This window comes from Rhizobium sp. Leaf453, assembly GCF_001425605.1.
In the GTDB taxonomy this organism is placed as follows: domain Bacteria; phylum Pseudomonadota; class Alphaproteobacteria; order Rhizobiales; family Rhizobiaceae; genus Pararhizobium.
The window spans coordinates 112,569-134,731 of the sequence record NZ_LMRG01000002.1 but is presented as its reverse complement, the minus strand read 5'-3'; the positions used below and the strand labels follow the sequence as shown (position 1 = coordinate 134,731).

The 22,163-nt window shown below is 61.8% G+C and carries 19 protein-coding genes; 13 read left to right on the top strand and 6 right to left on the bottom strand.

Going from position 1 to position 22,163, the window contains the following annotated elements:
- Positions 1-139: 139 nt before the first annotated feature.
- From ASG68_RS05295 to ASG68_RS05260, 8 genes are all read left to right on the top strand, one after another.
- Positions 140-1,276: a transporter substrate-binding protein gene (locus ASG68_RS05295; protein ID WP_062585194.1), complete on the top strand. Its 1,137-nt coding sequence runs from the start codon at positions 140-142 to the stop codon at positions 1,274-1,276.
- On the top strand, positions 1,273-1,854 hold the full coding sequence (locus tag ASG68_RS05290; protein ID WP_062585192.1) for an ANTAR domain-containing response regulator: 582 nt from the start codon (positions 1,273-1,275) through the stop codon (positions 1,852-1,854). The genes ASG68_RS05295 and ASG68_RS05290 overlap by 4 nt, the downstream gene beginning before the upstream one ends.
- Positions 1,854-2,702 (top strand): ABC transporter permease, encoded by an 849-nt coding sequence (locus ASG68_RS05285; RefSeq protein WP_062585190.1) that lies wholly within the window; start codon positions 1,854-1,856, stop codon positions 2,700-2,702. The genes ASG68_RS05290 and ASG68_RS05285 overlap by 1 nt, the downstream gene beginning before the upstream one ends.
- Positions 2,702-3,622, top strand: a complete 921-nt coding sequence (locus ASG68_RS05280) for an ABC transporter permease (RefSeq protein WP_062585187.1) — start codon at positions 2,702-2,704, stop codon at positions 3,620-3,622. The genes ASG68_RS05285 and ASG68_RS05280 overlap by 1 nt, the downstream gene beginning before the upstream one ends.
- 30 nt (positions 3,623-3,652) lie before the next feature.
- Positions 3,653-5,272, top strand: coding sequence for an ABC transporter substrate-binding protein (locus ASG68_RS05275; protein WP_062585185.1), 1,620 nt, complete (start codon positions 3,653-3,655; stop codon positions 5,270-5,272).
- An 81-nt stretch (positions 5,273-5,353) separates the two neighbouring features.
- The gene (locus tag ASG68_RS05270) at positions 5,354-6,298 is read left to right on the top strand and encodes an acetamidase/formamidase family protein (RefSeq protein WP_062585183.1); all 945 of its coding nucleotides are present in this window, start codon (positions 5,354-5,356) and stop codon (positions 6,296-6,298) included.
- A complete protein-coding gene (locus tag ASG68_RS05265) occupies positions 6,295-7,974 on the top strand; it encodes an ABC transporter ATP-binding protein (protein ID WP_062585181.1) in 1,680 nt (559 codons plus the stop codon). Before ASG68_RS05270 ends, ASG68_RS05265 begins: the two co-directional genes overlap by 4 nt.
- Positions 7,975-8,208: 234 nt before the next feature.
- Complete coding sequence (locus ASG68_RS05260) at positions 8,209-9,108, top strand: helix-turn-helix domain-containing protein (protein WP_082478120.1); 900 nt, start codon at positions 8,209-8,211, stop codon at positions 9,106-9,108.
- Between the two features lie 39 nt (positions 9,109-9,147).
- On the opposite strand, the gene ASG68_RS05255 is transcribed toward ASG68_RS05260, so the two are convergent.
- Complete coding sequence (locus tag ASG68_RS05255) at positions 9,148-11,286, bottom strand: TonB-dependent siderophore receptor (protein ID WP_062609157.1); 2,139 nt, start codon at positions 11,284-11,286, stop codon at positions 9,148-9,150.
- A 314-nt stretch (positions 11,287-11,600) separates the two neighbouring features.
- Here ASG68_RS05255 and ASG68_RS05250 point away from each other — a divergent pair, with 314 nt between their 5' ends.
- Genes ASG68_RS05250 through ASG68_RS05230 form a run of 5 tightly spaced genes read left to right on the top strand, consistent with a single transcriptional unit; the run spans position 11,601 to position 16,579 of the window.
- Positions 11,601-12,596, top strand: a complete 996-nt coding sequence (locus ASG68_RS05250) for an iron-siderophore ABC transporter substrate-binding protein (protein ID WP_082478118.1) — start codon at positions 11,601-11,603, stop codon at positions 12,594-12,596.
- Positions 12,593-13,639 carry a FecCD family ABC transporter permease gene (locus ASG68_RS05245; protein ID WP_062585179.1) on the top strand — a complete coding sequence of 349 codons (1,047 nt, stop codon included), beginning with the start codon at positions 12,593-12,595 and terminating at the stop codon, positions 13,637-13,639. Before ASG68_RS05250 ends, ASG68_RS05245 begins: the two co-directional genes overlap by 4 nt.
- Positions 13,636-14,676: a FecCD family ABC transporter permease gene (locus tag ASG68_RS05240; RefSeq protein WP_062585177.1), complete on the top strand. Its 1,041-nt coding sequence runs from the start codon at positions 13,636-13,638 to the stop codon at positions 14,674-14,676. Before ASG68_RS05245 ends, ASG68_RS05240 begins: the two co-directional genes overlap by 4 nt.
- Positions 14,673-15,521 carry an ABC transporter ATP-binding protein gene (locus ASG68_RS05235; RefSeq protein ID WP_062585175.1) on the top strand — a complete coding sequence of 283 codons (849 nt, stop codon included), beginning with the start codon at positions 14,673-14,675 and terminating at the stop codon, positions 15,519-15,521. Before ASG68_RS05240 ends, ASG68_RS05235 begins: the two co-directional genes overlap by 4 nt.
- Positions 15,518-16,579 (top strand): DUF2218 domain-containing protein, encoded by a 1,062-nt coding sequence (locus ASG68_RS05230; RefSeq protein WP_062585173.1) that lies wholly within the window; start codon positions 15,518-15,520, stop codon positions 16,577-16,579. Before ASG68_RS05235 ends, ASG68_RS05230 begins: the two co-directional genes overlap by 4 nt.
- 80 nt (positions 16,580-16,659) lie before the next feature.
- Here ASG68_RS05230 and ASG68_RS05225 read toward each other — a convergent pair whose 3' ends face one another.
- From ASG68_RS05225 to ASG68_RS05205, 5 genes are read right to left on the bottom strand one after another with little or no spacing between them, the layout of a single operon-like run.
- Positions 16,660-17,622, bottom strand: a complete 963-nt coding sequence (locus ASG68_RS05225; protein WP_062585171.1) for an ABC transporter ATP-binding protein — start codon at positions 17,620-17,622, stop codon at positions 16,660-16,662.
- Entirely contained in the window at positions 17,619-18,590 is a 972-nt protein-coding gene (locus ASG68_RS05220; protein WP_062585170.1) for an ABC transporter ATP-binding protein, read from the bottom strand. Before ASG68_RS05220 ends, ASG68_RS05225 begins: the two co-directional genes overlap by 4 nt.
- Entirely contained in the window at positions 18,590-19,507 is a 918-nt protein-coding gene (locus tag ASG68_RS05215; RefSeq protein ID WP_062585167.1) for an ABC transporter permease, read from the bottom strand. Before ASG68_RS05215 ends, ASG68_RS05220 begins: the two co-directional genes overlap by 1 nt.
- Complete coding sequence (locus ASG68_RS05210) at positions 19,504-20,424, bottom strand: ABC transporter permease (RefSeq protein WP_062585165.1); 921 nt, start codon at positions 20,422-20,424, stop codon at positions 19,504-19,506. Before ASG68_RS05210 ends, ASG68_RS05215 begins: the two co-directional genes overlap by 4 nt.
- A 32-nt stretch (positions 20,425-20,456) precedes the next feature.
- Positions 20,457-21,908: an ABC transporter substrate-binding protein gene (locus ASG68_RS05205; protein ID WP_156373714.1), complete on the bottom strand. Its 1,452-nt coding sequence runs from the start codon at positions 21,906-21,908 to the stop codon at positions 20,457-20,459.
- Positions 21,909-22,163: the final 255 nt, after the last annotated feature.

The following is a 22,163-nucleotide window of genomic DNA, read 5'->3' as shown; positions in this document are numbered from 1 at the left end:
GCCTGTCTTTTATGCAAGCCTGAAGATTAGGCAGCGCTGGCTGCGTTTCACATGACTTCGTTTGTCGAAGGGCAATATCGCCCCACAACGCCCCGGTTTCCGGGACCCGCGTTGTGGGTTTTTTGTGTTTGGAAAACCGATGCGGGACACGGCTAAGATAGGCATTCTCTACTCGACCACCGGGCCGTATGGCGCTTTGGGACGGGACGGCTGGGCCGGTGCGGAATGCGCGCTTCACGACTGGCAGGCTGCCGGCGGTGAGGGCGTCGAGCTGGTCTTCGTCGATGCCCATGCCGATCTCTCCGCCTATCTGGAAGGTGCGCGCAGCCTGATCAAGGATCATGGCTGCCGCAATATCGTCGGCACGATCACGTCTTCGGCGCGCAAGGAAGTCATTCCGCTGGTCGAAAAGCACGACGGGCTTCTGTGGTACATGTGCCCCTATGAAGGCTTCGAGGCGAACGAGAATGTCATCTACATTGCCGGATGCCCGAACCAGCATCTCATCCCGCTGCTCGATTACCTCATTCCGCGCCACGGCAACCGGCCCTATCTGCTCGGCGCGAACTATGTCTGGGGCTGGGAAACCAACCGCCTTGCCCGCGAACTGATCACCAAGGCCGGCGGCCAGATTCTGGGCGAACGTTACCTGCCGCTGGAAGAGACGGCCGTCGAGCGCATCATTGCCGATATCGCCGAAAAGCGGCCGAGCTTCATTCTCAACAACCTGATCGGTCCATCGAGTTACGCGTTCCTGGCAGCCCTGCGTCGTCTCGGCGAACAAGACCCAGCCTTCCTCCCGGAAAACTGCCCGGTCGCGAGCTGCGACCTGACGGAATGCGAGCTTTCCGATATCGAAAAGGGCGTTGCCGTCGGCCAGCTTTGCGCGCTTCCCTATTTCGACAGCCTCGACACCGTCGAAAACCGTGCATTCAAGAAGCGCGTGCAGGCTTGGCGACCCGAAATTACCCATATTTCCAGCATCTTCGCCAGCGCCTATGCGGCCGTGACGCTCTGCATCGCTGCCATCCAGTCCTGCGGCAGCGATGATCCGATGGCGATCCGCCGCGAGGCCACGTCCCACACTTGGCCGTCCGTGCTCGGTAATCTCGATATCGACCCGGCGACCAACCATTCGGCGCTGCCGTTCCATCTCGGCCGGATCAATGCCGAGGGCGGCTTCGACGTCATCGCCTCGCGGCCGGCCATCGTTGCCGATCCCTACCTGACCGGGGAGCGCGCCCGCCCCGCGCCGTCGCTCAGGGTGGTGTCATGATCAACACCCCGAATTTTGCCGGCTGGCGAGCCACGATCCTTGCGGAAGAGGATAGCAATACCGACAGGCTGCGCCGCCAGCTCGCGCTTCTCGGCGTTTCCGCTGCGTTGCAATGGCTGCCCCTGTCTCCCATCGATCTGCCGGATTTGGTCATCGTCGATGCCGATCGTGGCTGGGATGAATTGCTGCCCTGGCCGGAAGGGAAACCGGCGCGTCCGGTTGCTGCGCTTCTGGGCTCGGAAGCCCCCGGCCGCATCGCCTGGGCCATCGGCTGCGGCGCCTCCGCCATCATTCCGAAACCCGTTTCCGCCTCGGCGATCTATCCGGCCCTCGTGCTGGCTGTCGCATCCCATCAGCAGCGCATGGAGGCTGACGCCCGTGTGGCGAAACTCGAAGAACGCCTGCGCCTGCGACCTGTCGTCTTTGCCGCCATCAACCGGCTGAAGACGGAGCGGCAGATCGACGATGAGGAAGCCTACCGGCTGCTTCGGGAATGCGCGATGGAACGCCGCATGCCGATGGAGCAGCTCGCCGCTTTGTTTCTGGGCGGATCAAAAGCCCTGAAGGATGCCGGCTGATGCGTGTTCTCAAAGAAATCTGCCGCCAGCCGACCGCGCTTTTTGGCCTTGCGGTCGTCCTTATCGTTATCCTCATGGCGATCGCCGCCCCGCTGATCGCACCGTTCAATCCCGATGAGCAGATGTTCGACGGCCTGACGCTCGAAGGCGCACCGATGCCGCCCGGGAGTCAATTCCTGCTCGGCACCGATACCCTGGGGCGCGATCTGTTTTCCCGCATGTTGTTCGGCGCCCGGACCTCGCTGATCATCGGCCTTGTCGCCAATGGCATCGCCGTTGCCATCGGCCTTTTCGTCGGCATCACCGCCGGATACATGCGCGGCTGGGCCGGCAATCTGCTGATGCGCTTCACCGATCTGATGATGGCGTTTCCGGCTCTGTTGCTCGCCATTGTGCTCGCGGCCCTTCTGAAGCCCAGCCTCTGGATCGTCGCCATGGTGATCGCGCTGGTGAACTGGGTACAGGTCGCGCGCATTGTCTATACCGAGACACGCGGACTGGTGGAGCGCGATTTCATTCTCGCCGAACGCTCCCTTGGCGCAGGTCACGGCCGCATCCTGCTCCTGCATATCCTGCCGCACCTCGTTCCCACGGCGATCGTCTGGGGCACGCTCGGCATTGCAACGACCGTGCTTCTCGAAGCAACCCTCTCCTTTCTCGGTATCGGCGTGCAGCCGCCCAATCCGTCCTGGGGCAATATCATCTTCGAAAGCCAGAGCTATTTTCAGGCAGCCCCCTGGCTTGTCTTCTTCCCCGGCGCCGTGATCCTGTTGACCGCGCTCGCCTTCAACCTCGTAGGAGACGCGCTGCGCGACATTCTCGATCCGACCCAGCGGGGGAGGGGCTGATGCTATCCGTCCTCGCCAAGCGTCTCGTCCAGTCCGCGCTCATCCTCTTCGGCGTCGCCGCCATCACTTTCGTTCTGCTCTATGCACTGCCAGCCGATCCCGCACGGATGCTGGCGGGTCGTAGCGCAACGGCGCAGACGGTGGCCAATATCCGCCATGAACTTGGTCTCGATCAGCCGCTGCTCGTCCAGTTCATGCACTATATCGGCGGCCTGGTGCAGGGCGATCTTGGCCGCTCCTATGCACAGAAGACCGAGGTCATCACCCTCATCTTCGCCCGCCTGCCGGCAACGCTGACATTGATGGCCGCCGGCATCCTGATCGAAGTCATCATTGGCGTGACGCTCGGCACATTGGCGGCGCTCAATCGTGGACGTTTCATTGATCGCGCCGTGATGACCACGGCTTTCGTCGGCGTGTCTGCACCGCAATTCGTGGTCGCCCTATTGTTGCTCTATGTTTTTGCAGCAACGCTTGGCTGGTTCCCGATGTCCGGCTACGGCACGCTTTCCCATGTCGTGCTGCCGGCCGCCACCCTCGGCATTCTCGGCGCTGGCTGGTATGCGCGCATGGTGCGCTCGGCGGTTGTCGATGTGCTCAATCAGGATTACGTCCGCACCGCCCGCGCCAAGGGGCTTTCCCAGCGCCGCATCATCCTGCGCCATGTGCTGCCCAACGCCGTGCTGCCGATCATCGCCATGATCGGCATCGATATCGGCCAGTTCATGGGCGGCGTTGTCGTGGTGGAGGCCGTCTATGGCTGGCCGGGTATCGGTCAGCTCGCCTGGCAGGCGATCCAGCAGGTGGACATCCCGATCATCATGGGTGTCACGCTCACCTCTGCGCTTGCCATCATTATCGGCAATCTCATCGCCGATTTCCTCGCGCCGGTCATCGACCCGCGCATCCGTTCAAACTGAAGCCCAGCGATCAAAAAAAGGGGAACCAAAATGTTCAGACGCATGCTTCTCAGCACCACCGCAGCGGCGTTTCTAGCGCTTACGCCGTTCGCAGCCAGCGCGCAGGATGCACCTGCCCAAGGCGGCGATATCGTCGTGACCTACAAGGACGACATCACCACGCTCGATCCGGCCATCGGCTATGACTGGGTCAACTGGTCCATGATCAAGAGCCTGTATTCGCGCCTTGTCGACTACGAGCCGGGCACGGCCAACATCGTTCCTTCGCTTGCGGAAAGCTTCACCGTCGCGCCGGATGGCCTGAGCTACGAATTCAAGCTGCGCAAGGGCGTCAAGTTCTCGAACGGCCGCGAAGTCGTCGCTTCCGATGTCAAGTATTCGATCGAGCGTGCCGTCAATCCAAAGACGCAAGGCCCCGGCGCCGGCTTCTTCGGCGCCATCGCCGGCTTCGACGACCTGACCGGCGGCAAGTCCGAAACGCTTTCGGGTATCGAGACGCCGGATGACGGCACCGTCATCTTCAAGCTGTCGCGCCCGGATGCCACCTTCCTGCACGTGCTGGCGATCAACTTCGCCTCCATCGTGCCGAAGGAAGCGGTGGAAGCGGCCGCCGGCGATTTCGGCAAGAAGCCGGTCGGTTCCGGCACGTTCATTCTCAAGGACTGGACGATCGGCCAGCAGCTCGTTTTCGAGCGCAACAAGGACTATTTCGTCAAGGACATGCCGCATATCGACAGCTTCAAGGTCGAGGTCGGCCAGGAGCCGCTTGTTGCGCTGCTGCGCCTGCAGAAGGGTGAAGTCGATATTGCCGGCGACGGCATTCCGCCGGCCAAGTTCCTAGAGATCAAGAACTCGCCGGAAGGCGCGCAAATGATCGTCGATGGCGAACAGTTGCACACCGGCTACGTGACCCTGAATACCAAGGTGAAACCATTCGACGACGTGAAAGTGCGCCAGGCGGTCAACATGGCCATCAACAAGGAGCGCATCACCCGCATCCTGAACGGCCGCGCCACGGCCGCCACCCAGCCGCTGCCGCCGTTGATGCCGGGTTACGACAAGGCCTTCACCGGCTATGCCTATGACGTCGAAAAGGCGAAGGCTTTGCTTGCCGAAGCTGGCTACGCAGATGGCTTCGAAACGGTTCTCTACGCGACCAACACCGATCCGCAGCCGCGTATCGCCCAGGCAATCCAGCAGGATCTCGCCGCGATCGGCATCAAGGCTGAAATCCGTGCTTTGGCGCAGGGCAACGTGATTGCAGCCGGCGGAACGGAAGGCGAAGCACCGATGATTTGGTCGGGCGGCATGGCCTGGATCGCCGACTTCCCGGATCCGTCCAACTTCTACGGCCCGATCCTCGGTTGCGCCGGGGCGGTACAGGGCGGCTGGAACTGGTCGTGGTACTGCAACGAAGACCTCGACAAGCGGGCAACGGCGGCTGACGCCATGTCCGATCCGGCTCAGGTCGCGGAGCGTCAGGCCGTCTGGGGCAAGATCTTCACCGATATCATGGCGGATGCGCCGTGGGTGCCGGTCATCAACGAGCGCCGTGTCGTTGCCAAGTCGCTGCGCATGGGCGGCCCGGACAACATCTACATCGATCCGACCCGCGTCATCAATTACGACGCGATCTTCGTAAAGCCGTAAGCTGAAGCACAGGCCTTCTCCCGCCAATGCGGGGGAAGGCGCCGTATTGAGGAAACAACCAAGAAACGTCGAGGCATCGCCATGTGTGTCGCTTGCAAATACACCATCCACAGCGCTCAGCACAATTTCGGCTGGAACCGGGATTTCCCGCCCGCTCTGACCGCAAAGCCGGGTGAAACGATCCTGTTCGAATGCCTGGATTCGTCCGGCGGCCAGCTTGGCCCCGATGCCACGCTCGATACGCTCGCCAATCTCGATTTCGGCAAGATCAATCCCGTTTCCGGGCCGGTCTATGTCGAAGGCGCGGAGCTGGGTGACGCGCTGAAGGTGACGATCCGCAAGTTTCATCCCTGCGGCTATGGCTGGACGGCGAATATTCCGGGCTTCGGCCTGCTGGCTGACCAGTTCAAGGATCCCGCTCTGCATGTCTGGACATACGATACGGCTTCGATGGCGCCATCCGCCTTCGGTCCCGGCGGCCGCGTGCCGCTCAAACCCTTTACCGGTACGATCGGTGTCGCCCCGGCGGAAGCCGGGCTTCATTCCGTCGTTCCGCCCCGTCGAGTCGGCGGAAACATGGATATCCGTGATCTCTCGGCAGGCGTAACGCTCTATCTGCCGATCGAGGTGCAGGGCGCTCTTTTCTCCGTCGGTGATACCCATGCAGCGCAGGGCGATGGTGAAGTTTGCGGCACGGCCATCGAAAGTCAGATGAACGTCGAGCTGACGCTCGATCTCGTCAAGGGCGCCAATCTCCAGACGCCGCGCTTCACCACCACCGAGCCCGTGACCCGCCATCTCGATGGCGCAGGCTATGAGGTGACGACCGGCATCGGCCCCGACCTGATGACCGGTGCCCGCGAGGCCGTTATGCGCATGGTCGATCTCTTGACCGCCGAACACGGCATGAACCCGGTCGATGCCTATATGCTCTGCTCGGTCTGCGGTGATCTCCGGATCAGCGAGATCGTCGACATGCCGAACTGGGTCGTTTCCTTCTACTTCCCGAGAATCGTTTTCGCATGAACGACATCGCGTCCCGCCCCGCAACCGTTCTTTCGGTCCGCGACCTCTCGATCGACGCACGCACGCCGAGCGGGCTGAAGCGCATCCTCGACGGCATCAGCTTCGATCTCGCCGCCGGGGAAACGCTCTGCCTTGCCGGCGAATCCGGCTCCGGCAAATCCGTGACCTCGCTTGCGATCATGGGGCTGCTGCCGAAAGCATCGCTCAGGGTCGCCTCCGGCGAAATCCGTTTGGGGGAAACCGACCTGCTGCGCCTGTCTGAAAAGGCGATGCGGCGGGTGCGCGGCGGCGACGTGGCGATGATTTTTCAGGAGCCGATGACATCGCTCAATCCGGTAATGAACATCGGCACGCAACTGGTGGAGGCGATCCGCGAGCATCAGGATACGGCCAATGCCGAGGATGTGGCGAAGCGCATGCTGGATGCAGTCCACATCTCAGATCCTGTCAAGCGCATGACACAATATCCGCATGAACTTTCCGGCGGCATGCGCCAGCGCGTGATGATCGCCATGGCGCTCTCTTGTCGCCCGAAAGTGCTGATCGCCGATGAGCCGACGACCGCGCTCGATGTCACGGTCCAGGCGCAGATCCTCAAGCTGATGCGCGAACTGAAGCAGGAATTCGGCACGTCCATCGTCATGATTACGCATGACATGGGCGTTGTCGCCGAAATGGCCGATCGCGTCGTCATCATGCAGAACGGCAAAACCGTCGAGCAGGGCGACGTGCTGGACATCTTCCGTCGCCCCTCTGCTACCTATACCCGGGAATTGCTTGCCGCAGTCCCGCGACTCGGCACCTATGCCGGCACGGACGAGCCGCCGCGCATCTCCTCCGCACCGGCGCACCTGCATTTCCCGAAACCCGTGCTCGAAGTCTCCGATCTCACCGTCATCTATGGCGGCAAGAGCGGCTGGTTCGGCCGTGGTGCGGAAGCGCCACCGACGGTGAAGGGCATCAGCTTTCGGCTGGAAGCCGGCCAGACGCTTGGCCTCGTCGGCGAAAGCGGCTCGGGAAAATCGACCACCGGCAAGGCGGTGCTCGGTCTCATCCCCTTCAAGGGCAGTGTCCGTATCGACGGACAGGATATCGCCGGCCTCTCGGCCCGCGCCATGCAGCCGATCCGCCGCACCGCGCAGATGATTTTCCAGGACCCCTACGCCTCGCTCGATCCGCGCATGAGCGTCGGCGCAGCCATCGCCGAACCTCTGGTCATCCATACCATCGGAAATGCCTCCGAACGCCGCGACCGGGTGGCGGCGCTCCTGAAGCGCGTTGGCCTGACGCCGGATGCAGCGGAACGCTACCCGCACGAATTTTCCGGCGGCCAGCGCCAGCGCATCTGCATCGCCCGCGCGCTTGCGCTCGAACCCAAGCTTCTCATCGCCGATGAAAGTGTCGCTGCCCTTGACGTCTCGGTACGCGCCCGCGTGCTCGACCTGATGCTCGAACTGCAGGAGCAGATGGGCCTCGCTTATCTCTTTATCTCGCATGACATGGCCGTGATCGAAAAGATGGCCCATTCCGTTGCCGTGATGCGGGGCGGTGAACTGGTGGAAATGGGCACGCGGCGACAGGTGTTCGAGGAGCAGCGGGACGAATACACCCGCAAGCTGATCGGCGCCGTTCCAATTCCGGATCCGGAAGTGTACCGAAAGGCCGCGCTTGGTTGATCGTCATTCAAGAAACGTGGTCTGAGTTGCATTTCCGCACAGACCAAGTGGATTTTTGTCACTATCGATGCGCAATCTCGCAACACGTCCCCGCCTCTTGAAGTGTTTCCTTGTGATCTCCCAAATTATATGACAATTAAAGTCAAGTTATATGCGGGAATTTCTGCCCATTGAATTATCCGGGCTGGCAGTTGATACGGTTCTCGCGACATCTTGCGGGTTGGGTAGATCGACATGGGCTTCTGGCATTCGATGGCTTGGAGAACCGAGGGCATCAAGGTTACGGCACCGGTCCAATGGCGCCAGTTCGATGGACTGGTCAGCGTTCTGTGGGAGGCTGAAAGCCAGCGTGGAGCCAGCGGCTATTATCTCGCCGACGATCCGCGCATCATGTTTTTTTTCAATGACGTGTCTCCGAACGTGCGTATCTCCAACCGGGACGACAGTTTGACACGCGGCGCGAGGCCGATGTCCCGCGCCGTCTATGTCCCGGCCGGCGTGCCGATGTGGACGAACAGCACGGAAACACACCGGTTCACGCATCTTAATCTCCACCTGCACAAGGACCGGCTGCTTCGATACCTGATGCCGTCCGTCGGAAGTTCGGCGGCGCAGACAGCGCTTCATCGTCCGGTCGAGATTCAGGATGTCGCTGCGATCGAGGTGCTGGCGAAGCTGCTGGCCGAGGAGATCAAGTCGCCCGCCAGGCATGCCGTCTATGCCGAAAGCCTGATCGGCAGCATCGTTGCTGGTCTGCTGGATATTCCGGCCGAAACTGAAGAGAAGGCCGGCGGGAGGCTGACGCAGGGGCAGATGAACAAGCTGCTTTCGCATATCGACGGGCTCGGCGACTATCGAATGTCTGTTGCCGACATGGCGGCTACTGTTGGATTGTCGGAAAGCTGGTTCGCGAGCGTCTTCAAACAAACGACAGGCAAGACACCGCTGCAATGGCAGCTTGCCAAGCGCGTCGAACTGTCCAAGCAATTGCTCGGCGAAAGCGACCTTTCGGTTGCCAGCATTGCCGCCCAGCTTGGGTTTTCCGATCAGGCGCATCTGACCAAGGTGTTTCGCCAGATCGTCGGTGAGACACCCGCCGCCTGGCGGCGATTGCAGCAACTTCGGCAGGTTTGAATGTTCCGCCCGAAGGGATCGGACGGAACGTCATTTCCGTTACCAGGTCTGGCGCAGCGTCGCCTTGATGGCGCGGCCCGGGTTGTAATAGACAGCCCCGAAGTCCTGGCTCGCCACATGCTTCTCGTCGAACACATTGTTGACGTTCAGCTGGAATGTCGTGTTCTCCTGGATCTTGTAGGTAAAGGCGGCGTCGAACACGACAGCGCTTTCCGATTCCGTGGAATTGTCGAGATTGGTGAAGTACGAACCGGTGTAGCGAGCGCCGGCACCAAACGTCATGTCGCCACGGGCACCTTCACCCTCCAGCGTATAGGTGCCCCACACCGAAGCGAAATGCTTGGGCACGCGCATCAGGCGGTTGCCGTCGTTGGTGCCGCCGGGCTCGACAACCTTGGAGTCGATATAGCTGTAGGCGGCAATGATGTTGATGTTGTTCGTCACTTCCGCCTTGGCTTCGAGCTCGAAGCCGCGATGCCGGACCTTGTCGACCGTTTCGGGAATATAGGTAACCGAATCGAACACGGTGATGTTGCCCTTGGTCAGGTCGTAGATCGACGCTGTGATCAGTGCCGGGAAAGCTTCCGGACGATACTTGATCCCGATTTCATACTGCTTGCCGGTCGTCGGCTTGGCGCCCGATGCCGGCGGAGCGGCTGATTCCGCATAGCTGATATAGGGAGCCAGTTCCTCGGTGATCTTGTAGCTTGCGCCGATGCGGGTGGTGAACTCGCTATAGTCCCCGGACTGCGTGGTGCCGGCAAGCAGGTTCGTTTCGCTCAGATCGAGCCAGTCGTTGCGCAGGCCGGCGCTGACCGTCAGCCTGTCGAAGAATGTCAGATCTTGCTGCAGATAGATCGCATTCGTCTGCTGGTCGTTATTCGTGCTGGCATAAGGCGACATCGAGCCCGGTCCGCCCGAATAAATCGGGTTTTCCCAGTTGATCGGCGGTGCGCCCGTATAGAAGTTGTCGCTGTCGGACTCGTAGTTGTTGTAATCCGCGCCGAGAAGCGTGCGGCTCTCGACATCGTTGAAGTTCGTTTCGTAGACCAGGTTGGCATCGATCACGAACTGTTCGGAAGACGAGCCGTTCCCGAAGAAATAGCGGCTGGCGATGTTCGAGCCGTCCGTCGACGTACTGCCGATGTAGGCGCTGCCGAACCCGCTGTTCAGATTGGTGTAGCGCGCATTGGAGCTGAAGCTCAGCCCATTGCCGAAATCATGATCGAACATCACACTGTAGGTGTTGCGGTTCGTGTCGGTGAAGTAATAGTCCGGCTCTCCGAAGAACACGTCCCTGTCGAAGTCCGTGCCGAGCGGATGGCCGCCGCTGCCGGGAACGCCGTCCTTGTCGAGATGATCGTAGACGAAGGTCAGGCTCGTCGCATCGGTCGGGCGCCAGGTAATACCCCCTAGGAAGAAGTTCTCGTCGTCCTGGGAATGGTCATACTCGGCGTCGGCGCGCTGGAACTTGCCGGTCAGGCGATAGGAAAGCGTGTCGTCTGCGGTGAGATTGTCGCCGAAATCGAAGCCGACTTCCTTGTGCGAGAACGAACCGCCGGTGCCGTAGACTTTGCCGAAACGCTCGCTCTTCGGCGTCTTGGTGACGTAGTTGACCGATCCGCCGGGTTCCGATGCGCCGAAGGCGGAGGAGCTTGACCCCTTCAGCACTTCGATGCGCTCGAACGCATAGGGTTCCTCGCGCACGCCGGCGAACGTCCTGCCGACCGCCAGGCCATCGCGGTAGGTGTAGGGCGTGAAGCCGCGAATGTCGAAATAGTCGTAGCGGTCGTCCGAACCGTAGAAGTCGGTGACCACGCCGGCGGTATATTGCACGACCTGCTCGACCGTGTCGGCGCCGCGTTCCTCGATTTCCTTGGACGTGATGACGGAAACGGAGGCAGGCGCTACGAGGATATCCGTCGGCAGCTTGCCGGTACCGGTCGTTTCCGTTGCGACGATCGACTTCGAATCGTTTTCCGTATTGAGGACCGTTCCGCCGGTTCCGCCTTTGACAACCAGTGTCTCCAGCTGGGTTGGGGCGTTCGTCGTGCCTGCATCCTGCGCAAACGAAAGGGCAGGCACCAAAGCGATGAGTGCCGTGCAACCCAGAAGGAGTGCGTTTCGGTAGCGGATCGGTGTCGGCATAACGCGACGGCCTGTTTGATCGAAGTCCATGTTCATGTCCCAACTGACGTAACTGCGGAAAGCGACCGGCGTCATTGCCGGTCCTGTTCGAGGTCGCCGAATTCAATCGCGCTCAGTCGCTCGCAGCGCTTCAATCATGCGCCCGACCGGCCCCGGCTCGAAATCGTTGTCCCCATGATGGCTATTAACTGGAGCGGAATAGTCCAGTATTGTATATTTCTCCGGTTTTGTAGGATTCAATGGAAATCTACAGGCGCTTTTTGGAGATCGGCCGCTTTGTCGTTGACGCCGCCGGATTAAGCTGAGAGTTGGGGTCAACTTATCAATCTCGGATGGAGTGTGGCGTGAAGCTGTTCCGTTTCGCCGTACTGGCAATGATCGTTTCGATCTGGTTTGGCGCCCATGGAATCGCCCTTGCGGCCGAGACCGCTTCCTATCCCATCACCATCAAGCATGCCTTCGGCACAACCGTCATCGAGAAGAAGCCGGAGCGGGTCGCGACCGTCGCCTGGGCGAACCATGAAGTGCCGCTGGCGCTTGGTATCGTGCCGGTCGGGATGGCGCGCGCCAATTTCGGCGATGATGACGGTGACGGCATCTTGCCATGGGTCACCGCAAAGCTGGAGGAACTGAAAGCCTCTCCTCCGGTCCTGTTCGACGAGGGTGACGGCATCGACTTCGAAGCGGTTGCCGTGACCCAGCCCGACGTCATCCTTGCGGCCTATTCTGGCCTCAGCCAGGCTGACTACGACACCTTGAGCGCAATCGCGCCTGTGATTGCCTATCCGCAGGCTCCCTGGTCGACGGACTGGCGCGAGATGATCCGGCTCAACAGTGCGGGTCTCGGAATGGCCGGCGAAGGCGAGGCGCTGATCACCAGCATCGAGGCCGACATTGCCCGGACGCTGGAAGGTCATCCCGAACTCAAGGGCAAGTCGGCGATGTTCATCACCCATCTCAGTTCCTGGGATCTGAGCATCGTCAATTTCTACACGACCAACGACACGCGCGTGAAGTTCTTCGCCGATCTCGGCCTTGCCTCGCCGAAAAGCGTCGTGGAGGCATCGCAGCCCGGCAAGTTCTCGGGCTCCGTCAGCGCCGAGGAGATCGATGCCTTCGACGATGTCGACATTCTTGTCACCTATGGCGACGGAATGCTTTTCGATGCCCTGAAAGCCAATGCGCTGATGCTGCATATGCCGGCGGTGGCGCGGGAATCGATCGTCATGCTCGGCAACAATGCAGTCGGGACCGGGGCAAATCCGACGCCTTTGTCGATCAGTTGGGTGCTGAAGGATTACGTGGCGCTTCTGAGCGAGGCGGCCAAGAAGCAGAAATGACCGCCGGGATCCTCAAGACATCGGATGGCCAGTGGTCGGCCGCATCCGGCTCCAACCGGACGAGAAGTCTCTGGCTTGCCGGGTTGCTCGTGCTGTTGGCCATCTTCGTCGTCCTGTCCGTCACGGTCGGGACGCGCAATGTCGCTTGGGCCGACATCATCGCCGGCATCGGCGGCGCACAGGACAATATCGGCCGGGCGTCGGTCGCACTGCGCATTCCACGAACATGTTTGGCTCTGCTTGCGGGCGGTGCGCTGGGGCTGGCGGGAGCAATCATGCAGGGCGTGACCCGCAATCCTCTGGCCGATCCCGGCATTCTCGGCGTCAACATGGGCGCGTCCCTGGCCGTCGTCGTCGGGGTCGCCTGGTTCGGGATGTCATCCGCGCATGCCTATATCTGGACAGCGGTCCTCGGTGCCGGATGCGCGGCGACCTTCGTCTATGCCATCGGATCGCTGGGGCGCGGCGGTGCGACACCGCTGAAGCTGGCGCTCGCGGGCGCTGCGACATCCGTGGCGTTTGCCTCGCTGGTGATCGCTATTGTCCTGCCGCGCGGCGATATCGCAGGCGGTATACAGTCCTGGCAGATCGGCGGCGTCGGCGGCGCGACCTACGAGCGCATCCTTCCGGTCCTGCCGTTTCTCGGCATCGGCTTTCTCATCAGCCTGCTTTCGGCCAGGAAGCTCAATTCCCTGGCGCTCGGCGATGATCTTGCGGCGGGCCTTGGCGAAAATGTCGCGGTTGCGCGCGCCGTCGCATCCCTCGGTGCCATCCTGCTCTGCGGCGCGACAACAGCGGTCTGCGGCCCGATCGGTTTCCTCGGTCTTGTCGTGCCGCATGTCTGCCGTTTGCTGATCGGCATCGATCATCGCTGGCTGCTGCCGTTTTCGGCCCTCGGCGGTGCGTGCCTGCTGCTGGCGGCGGATGTTCTCGGCCGTATCGTCGCGCGCCCTGCGGAGATCGATGTCGGCATCGTCACGGCTTTGATCGGCGGGCCGTTCTTCATCTGGATCGTCAGGCGTCAGCGGGTGAGGGACCTGTGACCGTGCACGCCTCCACCATCGATTTCGTCATTTCAAATCGCCGCCGCCGGGCGTCGCGGTATGCCGCTACACTCGCCATCATGCTTGCCCTCGTGATGGCAATCTTTGCCATCACGCTGTCGATCGGCCAGTCCATCACGCCACCAGCGGATGTCTTGCGGGTGCTGATGGGAGAGACGGTTCCGGGAGCCAGCTTCACGGTCGGTCAACTCCGGTTGCCGCGCGCCGTCATGTCGGTTCTCGCCGGATTCTGTTTCGGCCTTGGCGGCGTCGCGTTCCAGATCATGCTGCGCAATCCGCTCGCCAGCCCCGATATCATCGGCATCACCTCCGGCGCCGGGGCGGCTGCCGTCTTCGCCATCGTGATCCTGTCGATGAGCGGGCCGATGGTCTCGATCATCGCGATCGTGGCGGGACTCGGCGTGGCGCTGGCCGTCTACGGCCTCTCCTTCCGGAACGGCGTTGCTGGAACGCGTCTCATCCTCGTCGGTATCGGCGTGTCGGCCATGCTGCAGAGCATCATCGCCTATATCCTGCAATCGGCCCCGGCCTGGAGCCTGCAGGAAGCGATGCGCTGGCTGACGGGGAGCGTCAACGGCGCGCAACTGGATCAGGCTTTGCCGCTGCTGACGGCTCTCGTCGTCTTCGGCGGACTTTTGGTCAGCCGCAGCCGTGATCTGGAGGCCCTGCGTCTGGGTGATGATATGGCGGCCGCCCTGGGCACGAAGGTTGCCCAGACCCGGATGCTGGTGATGATCGCGGCCGTCGGCCTCATCGCGTCGGCAACCGCCGTGACCGGACCGATTGCCTTCGTCTCCTTCCTGGCGGGGCCGATCGCCGGCCGGATCGTTCGAAACGACGGTTCGTTGCTGCTCCCCTCGGCGCTCACGGGTGCTCTCCTCGTGCTGGTAGCCGATTATGTCGGGCAGCACTTCCTGCCGGGACGTTATCCCGTCGGGGTCGTCACTGGAGCGCTCGGAGCGCCCTACCTCATTTACCTGATCATCCGCGTCAACCGGATCGGAGGCTCGCTTTGACCGACCATCTGCTCGTGGCCAAGGAGCTCTCGGCCGGCTACGACAAGGCCGAAATTCTGCATGGGCTCGATCTCACGGTGCCGCCCGGCAAGATCACCGTGATCGTCGGGGCCAATGCGTGCGGCAAGTCCACCTTCTTGCGCACGCTGTCGCGGCTGATTTCGCCCAGTGAGGGACATGTGCTGCTCGATGGCAAGTCGATCCATCGCATGCCATCCCGTCTCCTGGCGCAGACCCTTGGTCTCCTGCCGCAATCGCCGATCGCGCCGGAAGGCATCACCGTCGCCGATCTCGTCAGCCGAGGGCGGCATCCGCACCAGGGCCTGTTCTCCCGCTGGACACGGCAGGACGACGAGGCCGTTGACAATGCTCTGACGGCGACGAAGACGTTCGATCTGGCCGAGCGGCCGGTCGACGAGCTCTCCGGCGGGCAGCGCCAGCGTGTCTGGATCGCCATGGCGCTGGCGCAGCAGACCGATATCCTGCTGCTCGATGAGCCTACGACCTTTCTCGATATCAACCACCAGATCGAGGTTCTCGATCTTCTGACCGACCTGAACCACACGCGCGGAACGACCGTGGTGATGGTTCTGCACGACCTCAATCTCGCCGCCCGTTATGCCGATCACCTCGTCGCGCTTGCGGATGGCCGCGTGCATGTTTCGGGGAAGCCGGAGGAGGTGCTAACGGAAGAGACCGTGCGGCACGTGTTTGGTCTGGAGAGCCGGGTGATCGTGGATCCGACATCCGGGCGGCCGATCATGCTGCCGATCGGGCGCCACCGGATGGCGGCTACCGCCGATAAAATGACTCGCGATACGTCGCAAAAGGAGAAAAGCGCATGAATGCCTTCCCGTCCTTCAAGCTTTCCGGCGTGGCCATTCCCAGCAATGCTTCCGATATGCTCGACGAAATCTGCGAGCATTTCGTCGAGCATGCTGAAGTGGAACGGGCCGGCGACGTGGCAATCCTGCGCAGTCCTGCCGGGTTGGCCCGTATCGGCATCGATACCGGCCGCCTGCTGATCGATCTCGATTGTCCGTCACCGGAAATGCTGCACATCAGCCGAACGATCCTGGCTGAACATCTCTTCTATTTTGCCGAGGACCAGCCGTTTGAACTCACATGGTCGGAAGCGACGTCCCTGTCCGTTCCACCGAACCTGCGCGAGGTCACGGTCGTTTCGGCACACGACATCACGCCGCACATGCGCCGGGTCATCTTTTCCTGCGTTGATATCACGCCTTTCACCGAGGGCGACATGCATGTGCGCTTGCTGGTGCCGCCGAAAGGCAGGACGCCGGTCTGGCCGGGTTTTCGGGACGATGGTCGTATCTCCTGGCCGGAGGGAGAGGACGAACTGGTCGTTCGCGTCTACACGATCCGTGCCATCGATGAGGGGCGCAAGGAGTTGACCATCGATTTCCTGCAGCATCCGACCCCCGGCGTGCCCACACCCGGTGCCGACTTCGCGCGCGATGCGCAACCCGGAGATATTGCGGGGCTGATGGGGCCGGGCGGCGGCCATGTGCCCGAGGCACGGTCCATGCTGCTGATCGGCGACGAGAGCGCCCTGCCGGCCATTGCCCGGATCGCCGCCGAGGCTCCGGCGGGAACCCGAATGCGGGCGATCATCGAAGTTGGCGATGGGGCAGAGGAACAACCGCTTCCGACCAACGGTGTGCTCGATGTGCGATGGCTGCACCGGAGCAGCTATCCGCAGGACGCGGCCCGAACCCTCCTGGCGGAGGCTGAGCGGGCGGTCGATGCCGTGGCAGACGATACATTCATTTGGGCCGCATGTGAGAAGGACGACATCCGTGTCATCCGAGCGCAACTGAAGGCGCGTGGGCATGACCGCAAGAAAATGTACGTTGCGTGGTACTGGGAGAAAGCTTCCTAGCCGCCAATGAGATGCCGCCGCAGGTATGCGGCCGAGTGAAGCACGTCACCAGCTGTCAGGCAATGTGTGCCAGACATTGATCAATCCGCATGGTGACAGGCCGTCAGCAAGCCGGGCGCCGCCGTTCTCTCGATGAGGCGCGGATCCTGTTCCGCACAGATCGAAGTTGCCTTCCAGCAACGGGTGCGAAATCGGCAGCCGCTCGGCGGGTTGGCGGGGCTCGGCAGGTCGCCTTGCAGGACGATACGTTTGCGTGAACCGCGCAATTTGGGGTCCGGCGTCGGAACGGCTGACAACAGGGCCTGGGTATAGGGATGGGCCGGCGCGTTGAAGATCGCGTCCTTCGGGCCGGTCTCGATGATCTTGCCGAGATACATGACCATCACTCGGTCGGACACATGCCGAACCACGGCAAGGTCATGGGCGACGAACAGCATCGCCAGATTTCGCTCGCTCCGCAGTTTAGCAAGGAGATTCACGACCTGGGCCTGAACCGAAACGTCGAGGGCTGACACAGGCTCATCGCAGACAAGCAAAGTGGGATTGAGGGCAAGAGCACGTGCAATGCCGAGGCGTTGTCTTTGCCCACCGGAAAACTCGGAAGGGTAGCGCTCGGCGTGTTCGGCACGCAGGCCGACGGATTCCAGCAGGTTGACGGTCTCGTCGCGCCAACGCGATTTCGGCAAGACATCCGGATGGAGCGCCCAGGGTTCGGAGATCAGGCGGTCGACGCGCATCCGGGGATTGAGCGACTGGTAGGGATCCTGGAACACGACCTGCATTTTCCGGCGCAGCGCATGGAGCTGTTTTCCGCTCGCGGTCGTTATATCAACATCATCCAGAAACGCGCGGCCGCTTGTTGCCGGTCCGAGTTTCAGTAGTGTGCGGACGAGGGATGTCTTGCCGCAGCCGCTCTCGCCGACAAGCCCCAGTGTTTCGCCGCGGGCGATTTCGAAGCTGACATTCTCGACAGCGCGAACCGGTGCCTGTGCGCTGCCGAAATGTCGGGAGAGATTTTCGACCTTGAGAAGCGGCTTGTTCATGCGGATACAACCGGGAAATGGCACGCGACCTGCCGGCCGGGACCCATGGACTGAAGGGCGGGGACGTCTTTGGCGCATATATCCGCCGATCTGGGACAGCGCGTCCTGAAAGCACAGCCGGAGGGCAGGGCGGCCGGATTGGGGGCCGAGCCCGGGATCGGCAGGAGTTCGGCCTCCTCGCTGTCCATACGCGGCTGCGACGCCAGCAATCCGTTGCTGTAGGGATGGCGCGGATCTTCGAACAGTTCGAAAACATCCGCCGTTTCGACGATGCGGCCGGCATACATGACGGCAACGCGATCGGCGAGCTCGGCCACGACACCAAGATCATGGGTGATGAAGATCATGCCGGCATCGCTGCGCTTGCGCACGCGGTCGAGAAGGTCGATGATCTGGGCCTGGATGGTGACATCGAGCGCCGTTGTCGGCTCGTCCGCGATGATAATGTCGGGCTCCAGCGCCACGGCCATGGCAATCATGATCCTTTGGCGCATGCCGCCGGAAAACTCGTGTGGGTATTGTCTGGCGCGCCGGATGGGGTCCGGAATTCCGACCGCCGTCAGCAGGTCCAGAACCGCCTTGTCGATGCCTACCTCTGGCGTACGGCCGTGGATCCGGAACATCTCGGCGATCTGCCAACCGACGGGATAGACCGGATTGAGGGCGGCAAGGGCATCCTGGAAGATCAGGGCGATACGGCTGCCGCAGAGGTCCCGGCGCTCGTTCTGGGGAAGCCGGAGAATGTCGGCGCCGTCGAAATGGATGGTGCCTTCATTGATTGCACCCGGCGGATCGGGGATGAGGTCCATGATCGCCGCTGCGGTCACGGATTTTCCCGACCCGCTTTCGCCGAGCAGCGCCAGCACTTCACCACGCTCCAGCGAGAAGGAGACGCCGTTGAGCGCGAGGATGCGCCCGGCCGCAGTGTCGAAACTGACCTGAAGGTCCTTGATTTCCAGAAGCGCCATTATCGTCTCCGGCTCACGAGGCGCCAATGCTGCGAGGGGTCGTTGACGATCCGGAACCAATTGGCGAGCAGATTGAAGGACATGGTAGTGAGCATGACGGCAAGGCCGGGGAAGAACCCGAGCCACCAAGCGGAGGAGAGATAACCCTGACCCTGCGCCACCATCAGACCCCAGCTGACCGCGGGGGGCTGGATGCCGAGGCCGAGATAGCTGAGGCCGGATTCGAACAGCATGACCATGGCAAGATTGACGGAGGCCAGCGTCAGCATCGTCGGGGCAACGCTCGGGAGGATATGCACCCGCAGAATCCAGAGCGATCCGCCGCCAAACACCTTGGCCGCATCGACAAACAGGCGTTCGCGGGCCTCCAGCGTTTCTGCCCGGGCAACTCGGATGTATGCCGGCATGCGGGTAATCGCGAGAACGAGGATGAGGTTGAGTACACTCGGCCCGAACAGGTAGAGGCCAAACAGCGCAACGAGCAGCGTCGGAAAACCGAGGATGATATCGGAAATACGCATGATGACATTGCCGATGATGCCGCCGAAATAGCCGGCGATGACGCCAAGAACGGTGCCGCCGACAAGACTGGTCAGCACGGTAACAAGGGCAATCCCGATCGTCGTCGATGCCGCCTGTATCAACCGCACGAGAAGTGGCCGCCCGAGTGCATCGGCACCAAGCCAGAGTGTCCACGCCTGGCTGAAATCGAATGGCGGTAGGTTGCGGGCCTTCAGCGAAATACGGTTTTCGCCTAGCAGGGAGAGCGCATCCGCCAGAATGGCGAAAACCACGATCAGCAGCCAGATGGTGGCGGCGACCGCCATGGGATCTCCACGGAGAGCGCGAAGAAACCAGGCGAAGCGTCCGCTTGCCGCCTTGCGTTCGCCGAGCAATTCTGAAGTCGCTTCGGTCATTCCACCCTCACGCGCGGGTCGATCGAAGCGTAGAGCATGTCGACGAGAATATTGGTGATGAAGATCACCACGGCGACGGCGAAGATCGATGCCTGCACGATGGCAAAGTCACGCTTGAGAATACCGTCGATCAGCAGTTTGCCGATACCGGGGAATCCGAAGACGACCTCGACGACCCCACCGCCGCCGGCAAATTGCGCAGCCAGATCGCCGGTGACGGTAATCGCCGGCAGGAGTGCGTTGCGCAGCGCATGCACGAAGATCACGCGCTTGCCGCGGGCACCCTTGGCGCGGGCGGTGCGAACGAAGGTCGCGTTCAGCGCCTCGATCATCGATCCCCGCACGATCTGAACCAAAGTTCCGAATGGCCGGGCGAACAGACAGGCAATCGGCAGGACCCAATAGACCGGGCCATCGAATCCCGATGTCGGCAGCAGGCGGAACGTGACGGCAAAGAGCAGCACGCCCATGAGGCCGAGCCAGAAATCGGGAACGCTGGCGGCAGCCTGGGAGAGGACATTGATGCCACGATCGATCCAGCCACCGGCATTGACGGCTGCGATGGAGCCAGCGACGATTGCTGCAAGGAAAGCAAGCGTTAAAGCGATGGCACCGAGCGCAAGCGTATTCGGCAGGGCTTCGAGCACAACGTCCATCGCCGGCCGGTTGTGCCAGAGGGACATGCCGAAATCGAGCCGGAGCATGTCTCCGGCCCAGTCGAGGAACTGGGCCAGAAGGGATCGGTCGAGCCCGAGGCGTACCCGCATGGCCTCGCGTGCAGCATCGGATGCATCGACCGGCAGATAGAGGTTCACGGGATCGCCGGTGAGCCGCACGAGGATAAAGGCGGATGTCATCAACGCCGCAAGCGCAAGCGCGGCGAAGATCGTCCGTCTGACGAAATAGGCGAGTGACATCCGTTCTCCTCGGGCACCGAGCGGAGGGAGGATCAGCGATAGCTGATCGTCTTCAGCTTGATCTCGTTACCGGCCTGAACATCGGGCGTATAGTTCACCTCCGGCGCGACGCGCGCGATCGTCACCATATGGAACAGCGGCACGATGTTGATCGCATCGACAGCGAGATATTTGAACGCTTCCTGGAACAGGCGCTTGCGTTCATCGCCGGTTGCCTTGGACGCATCGGCGATCAATGTATCAAGCTTCGGGTCGGCGATCGACGATGTATTGCCATCGCTGGTGAAGCGGTTGGGCAGGGTGAAGACCGCGTCGCCTTCGGTATTGTCGATCTGCGTCTGCAGGATAGACGGCTGGCGGCCGGCATCCCACGGCTTCAGGAGTTTCTTCAGCCAAGGGCTGGTTTCCAGCATTTCGAGACGAACATTGAAGCCGGCGTCAGCAAGCATGGCCTGGATCGCCTCGAGGCTTTCGGATGAATTCGGATAGATGCCGATGCGTCCGTAGATGACGATTTCCGTATCGACCGGGACGCCATCGGCGCGCGCGGCGTCCAAGAGGCTGCGGGCTTTTTCCGGATCGTAGGTCCAGACCGGGATATCGGGGTTGTAGCCGAAAACCGAGGGCAGGACGACCTGCATCGCCTTCTGGGCCTGCGCATGGAAGATCGTGCCGATCAGTCCGTCACGATCGATTGCAAGGTTCAGCGCCTCACGCACCCGTTTGTCGTTGAGGGGCGCAACCTCCTGATCGATCCGCAGCAGGGAGGTTTCTGCATTGGGGAATGCGTGGTCGTTTGCCGTCGTGCCGTCCTGCGGTGCGATCTCGTAGGCGATCTGCGCCTCGCCGGTGTCGACCATCGCAGCGCGAACCGCCGATTCCGCACGCCAGAGAACGGTCGCGTTCTGGATGGCGGGCTTGTCACCCCAATATTTGTCGAAAGCCGTCAGCGTGATCGACTGACCCGGTGTCCAGGCTGCGAGCTTGTAAGGCCCCGTGCCGATCGGCTCGCGCGACTTGGTGTCGGCAGGCGTGGCCGGCGATCCGATATCGAGGGTGGCCAGCTTGTTGGGCAGGATGGGCTCGACGATATCTGTACGGATGACAAGCGTCTTCGCATCGACGGCCTCCGTGGTCAGAACAAGCCCTTTCAGCGTGGCAAGGCCGACTTCGCAGGCGAGTGCAGGATCTTGCGCGCGCTTCAGTGCTGCGGCGACTGCGGCTGCATCGAAGGGTTTGCCGTCATGAAAGGTCACCCCTTCGCGCAGCGTGAATTTCCAGGTGAGGTCATCGACCTGCTCCCAGGCGGTGGCGAGGCTGGGCTGGACCGAACCGTCTGCGGGGCTCAGGTTGACCAGCGTTTCGGTGATGTTGTTGCGCAGGACGCGGGCGTTGCCCGAGAGGTCCGTGTCGCAGGGATCAAGCGACTTCGGCTCGTCTGTGACGACGACACTTAACTTGTCTGACGCGGCATGGCCTGGCATGGCCACGCCGGCAGCCAGCGACAATGCAAGAAGCCCGATTTTCGCCGATCTGCCGATGGAAATGGTTGTCACGATATCCTCCTCCCGCAAGGCCTCGCCGTTGCTGTGTTGTATCAGGTAGACCTTGCCGTGAAAGCTGCCGGTTGCTCGCCATGGGCGCAACCGAGCCGCTTTACTTCCTCCCGCAAGCGCGTAGTGTCATATCTGACATTCGCCGGGCAAAAATGCGCACATGAGCGGCAAATGTCAACATTG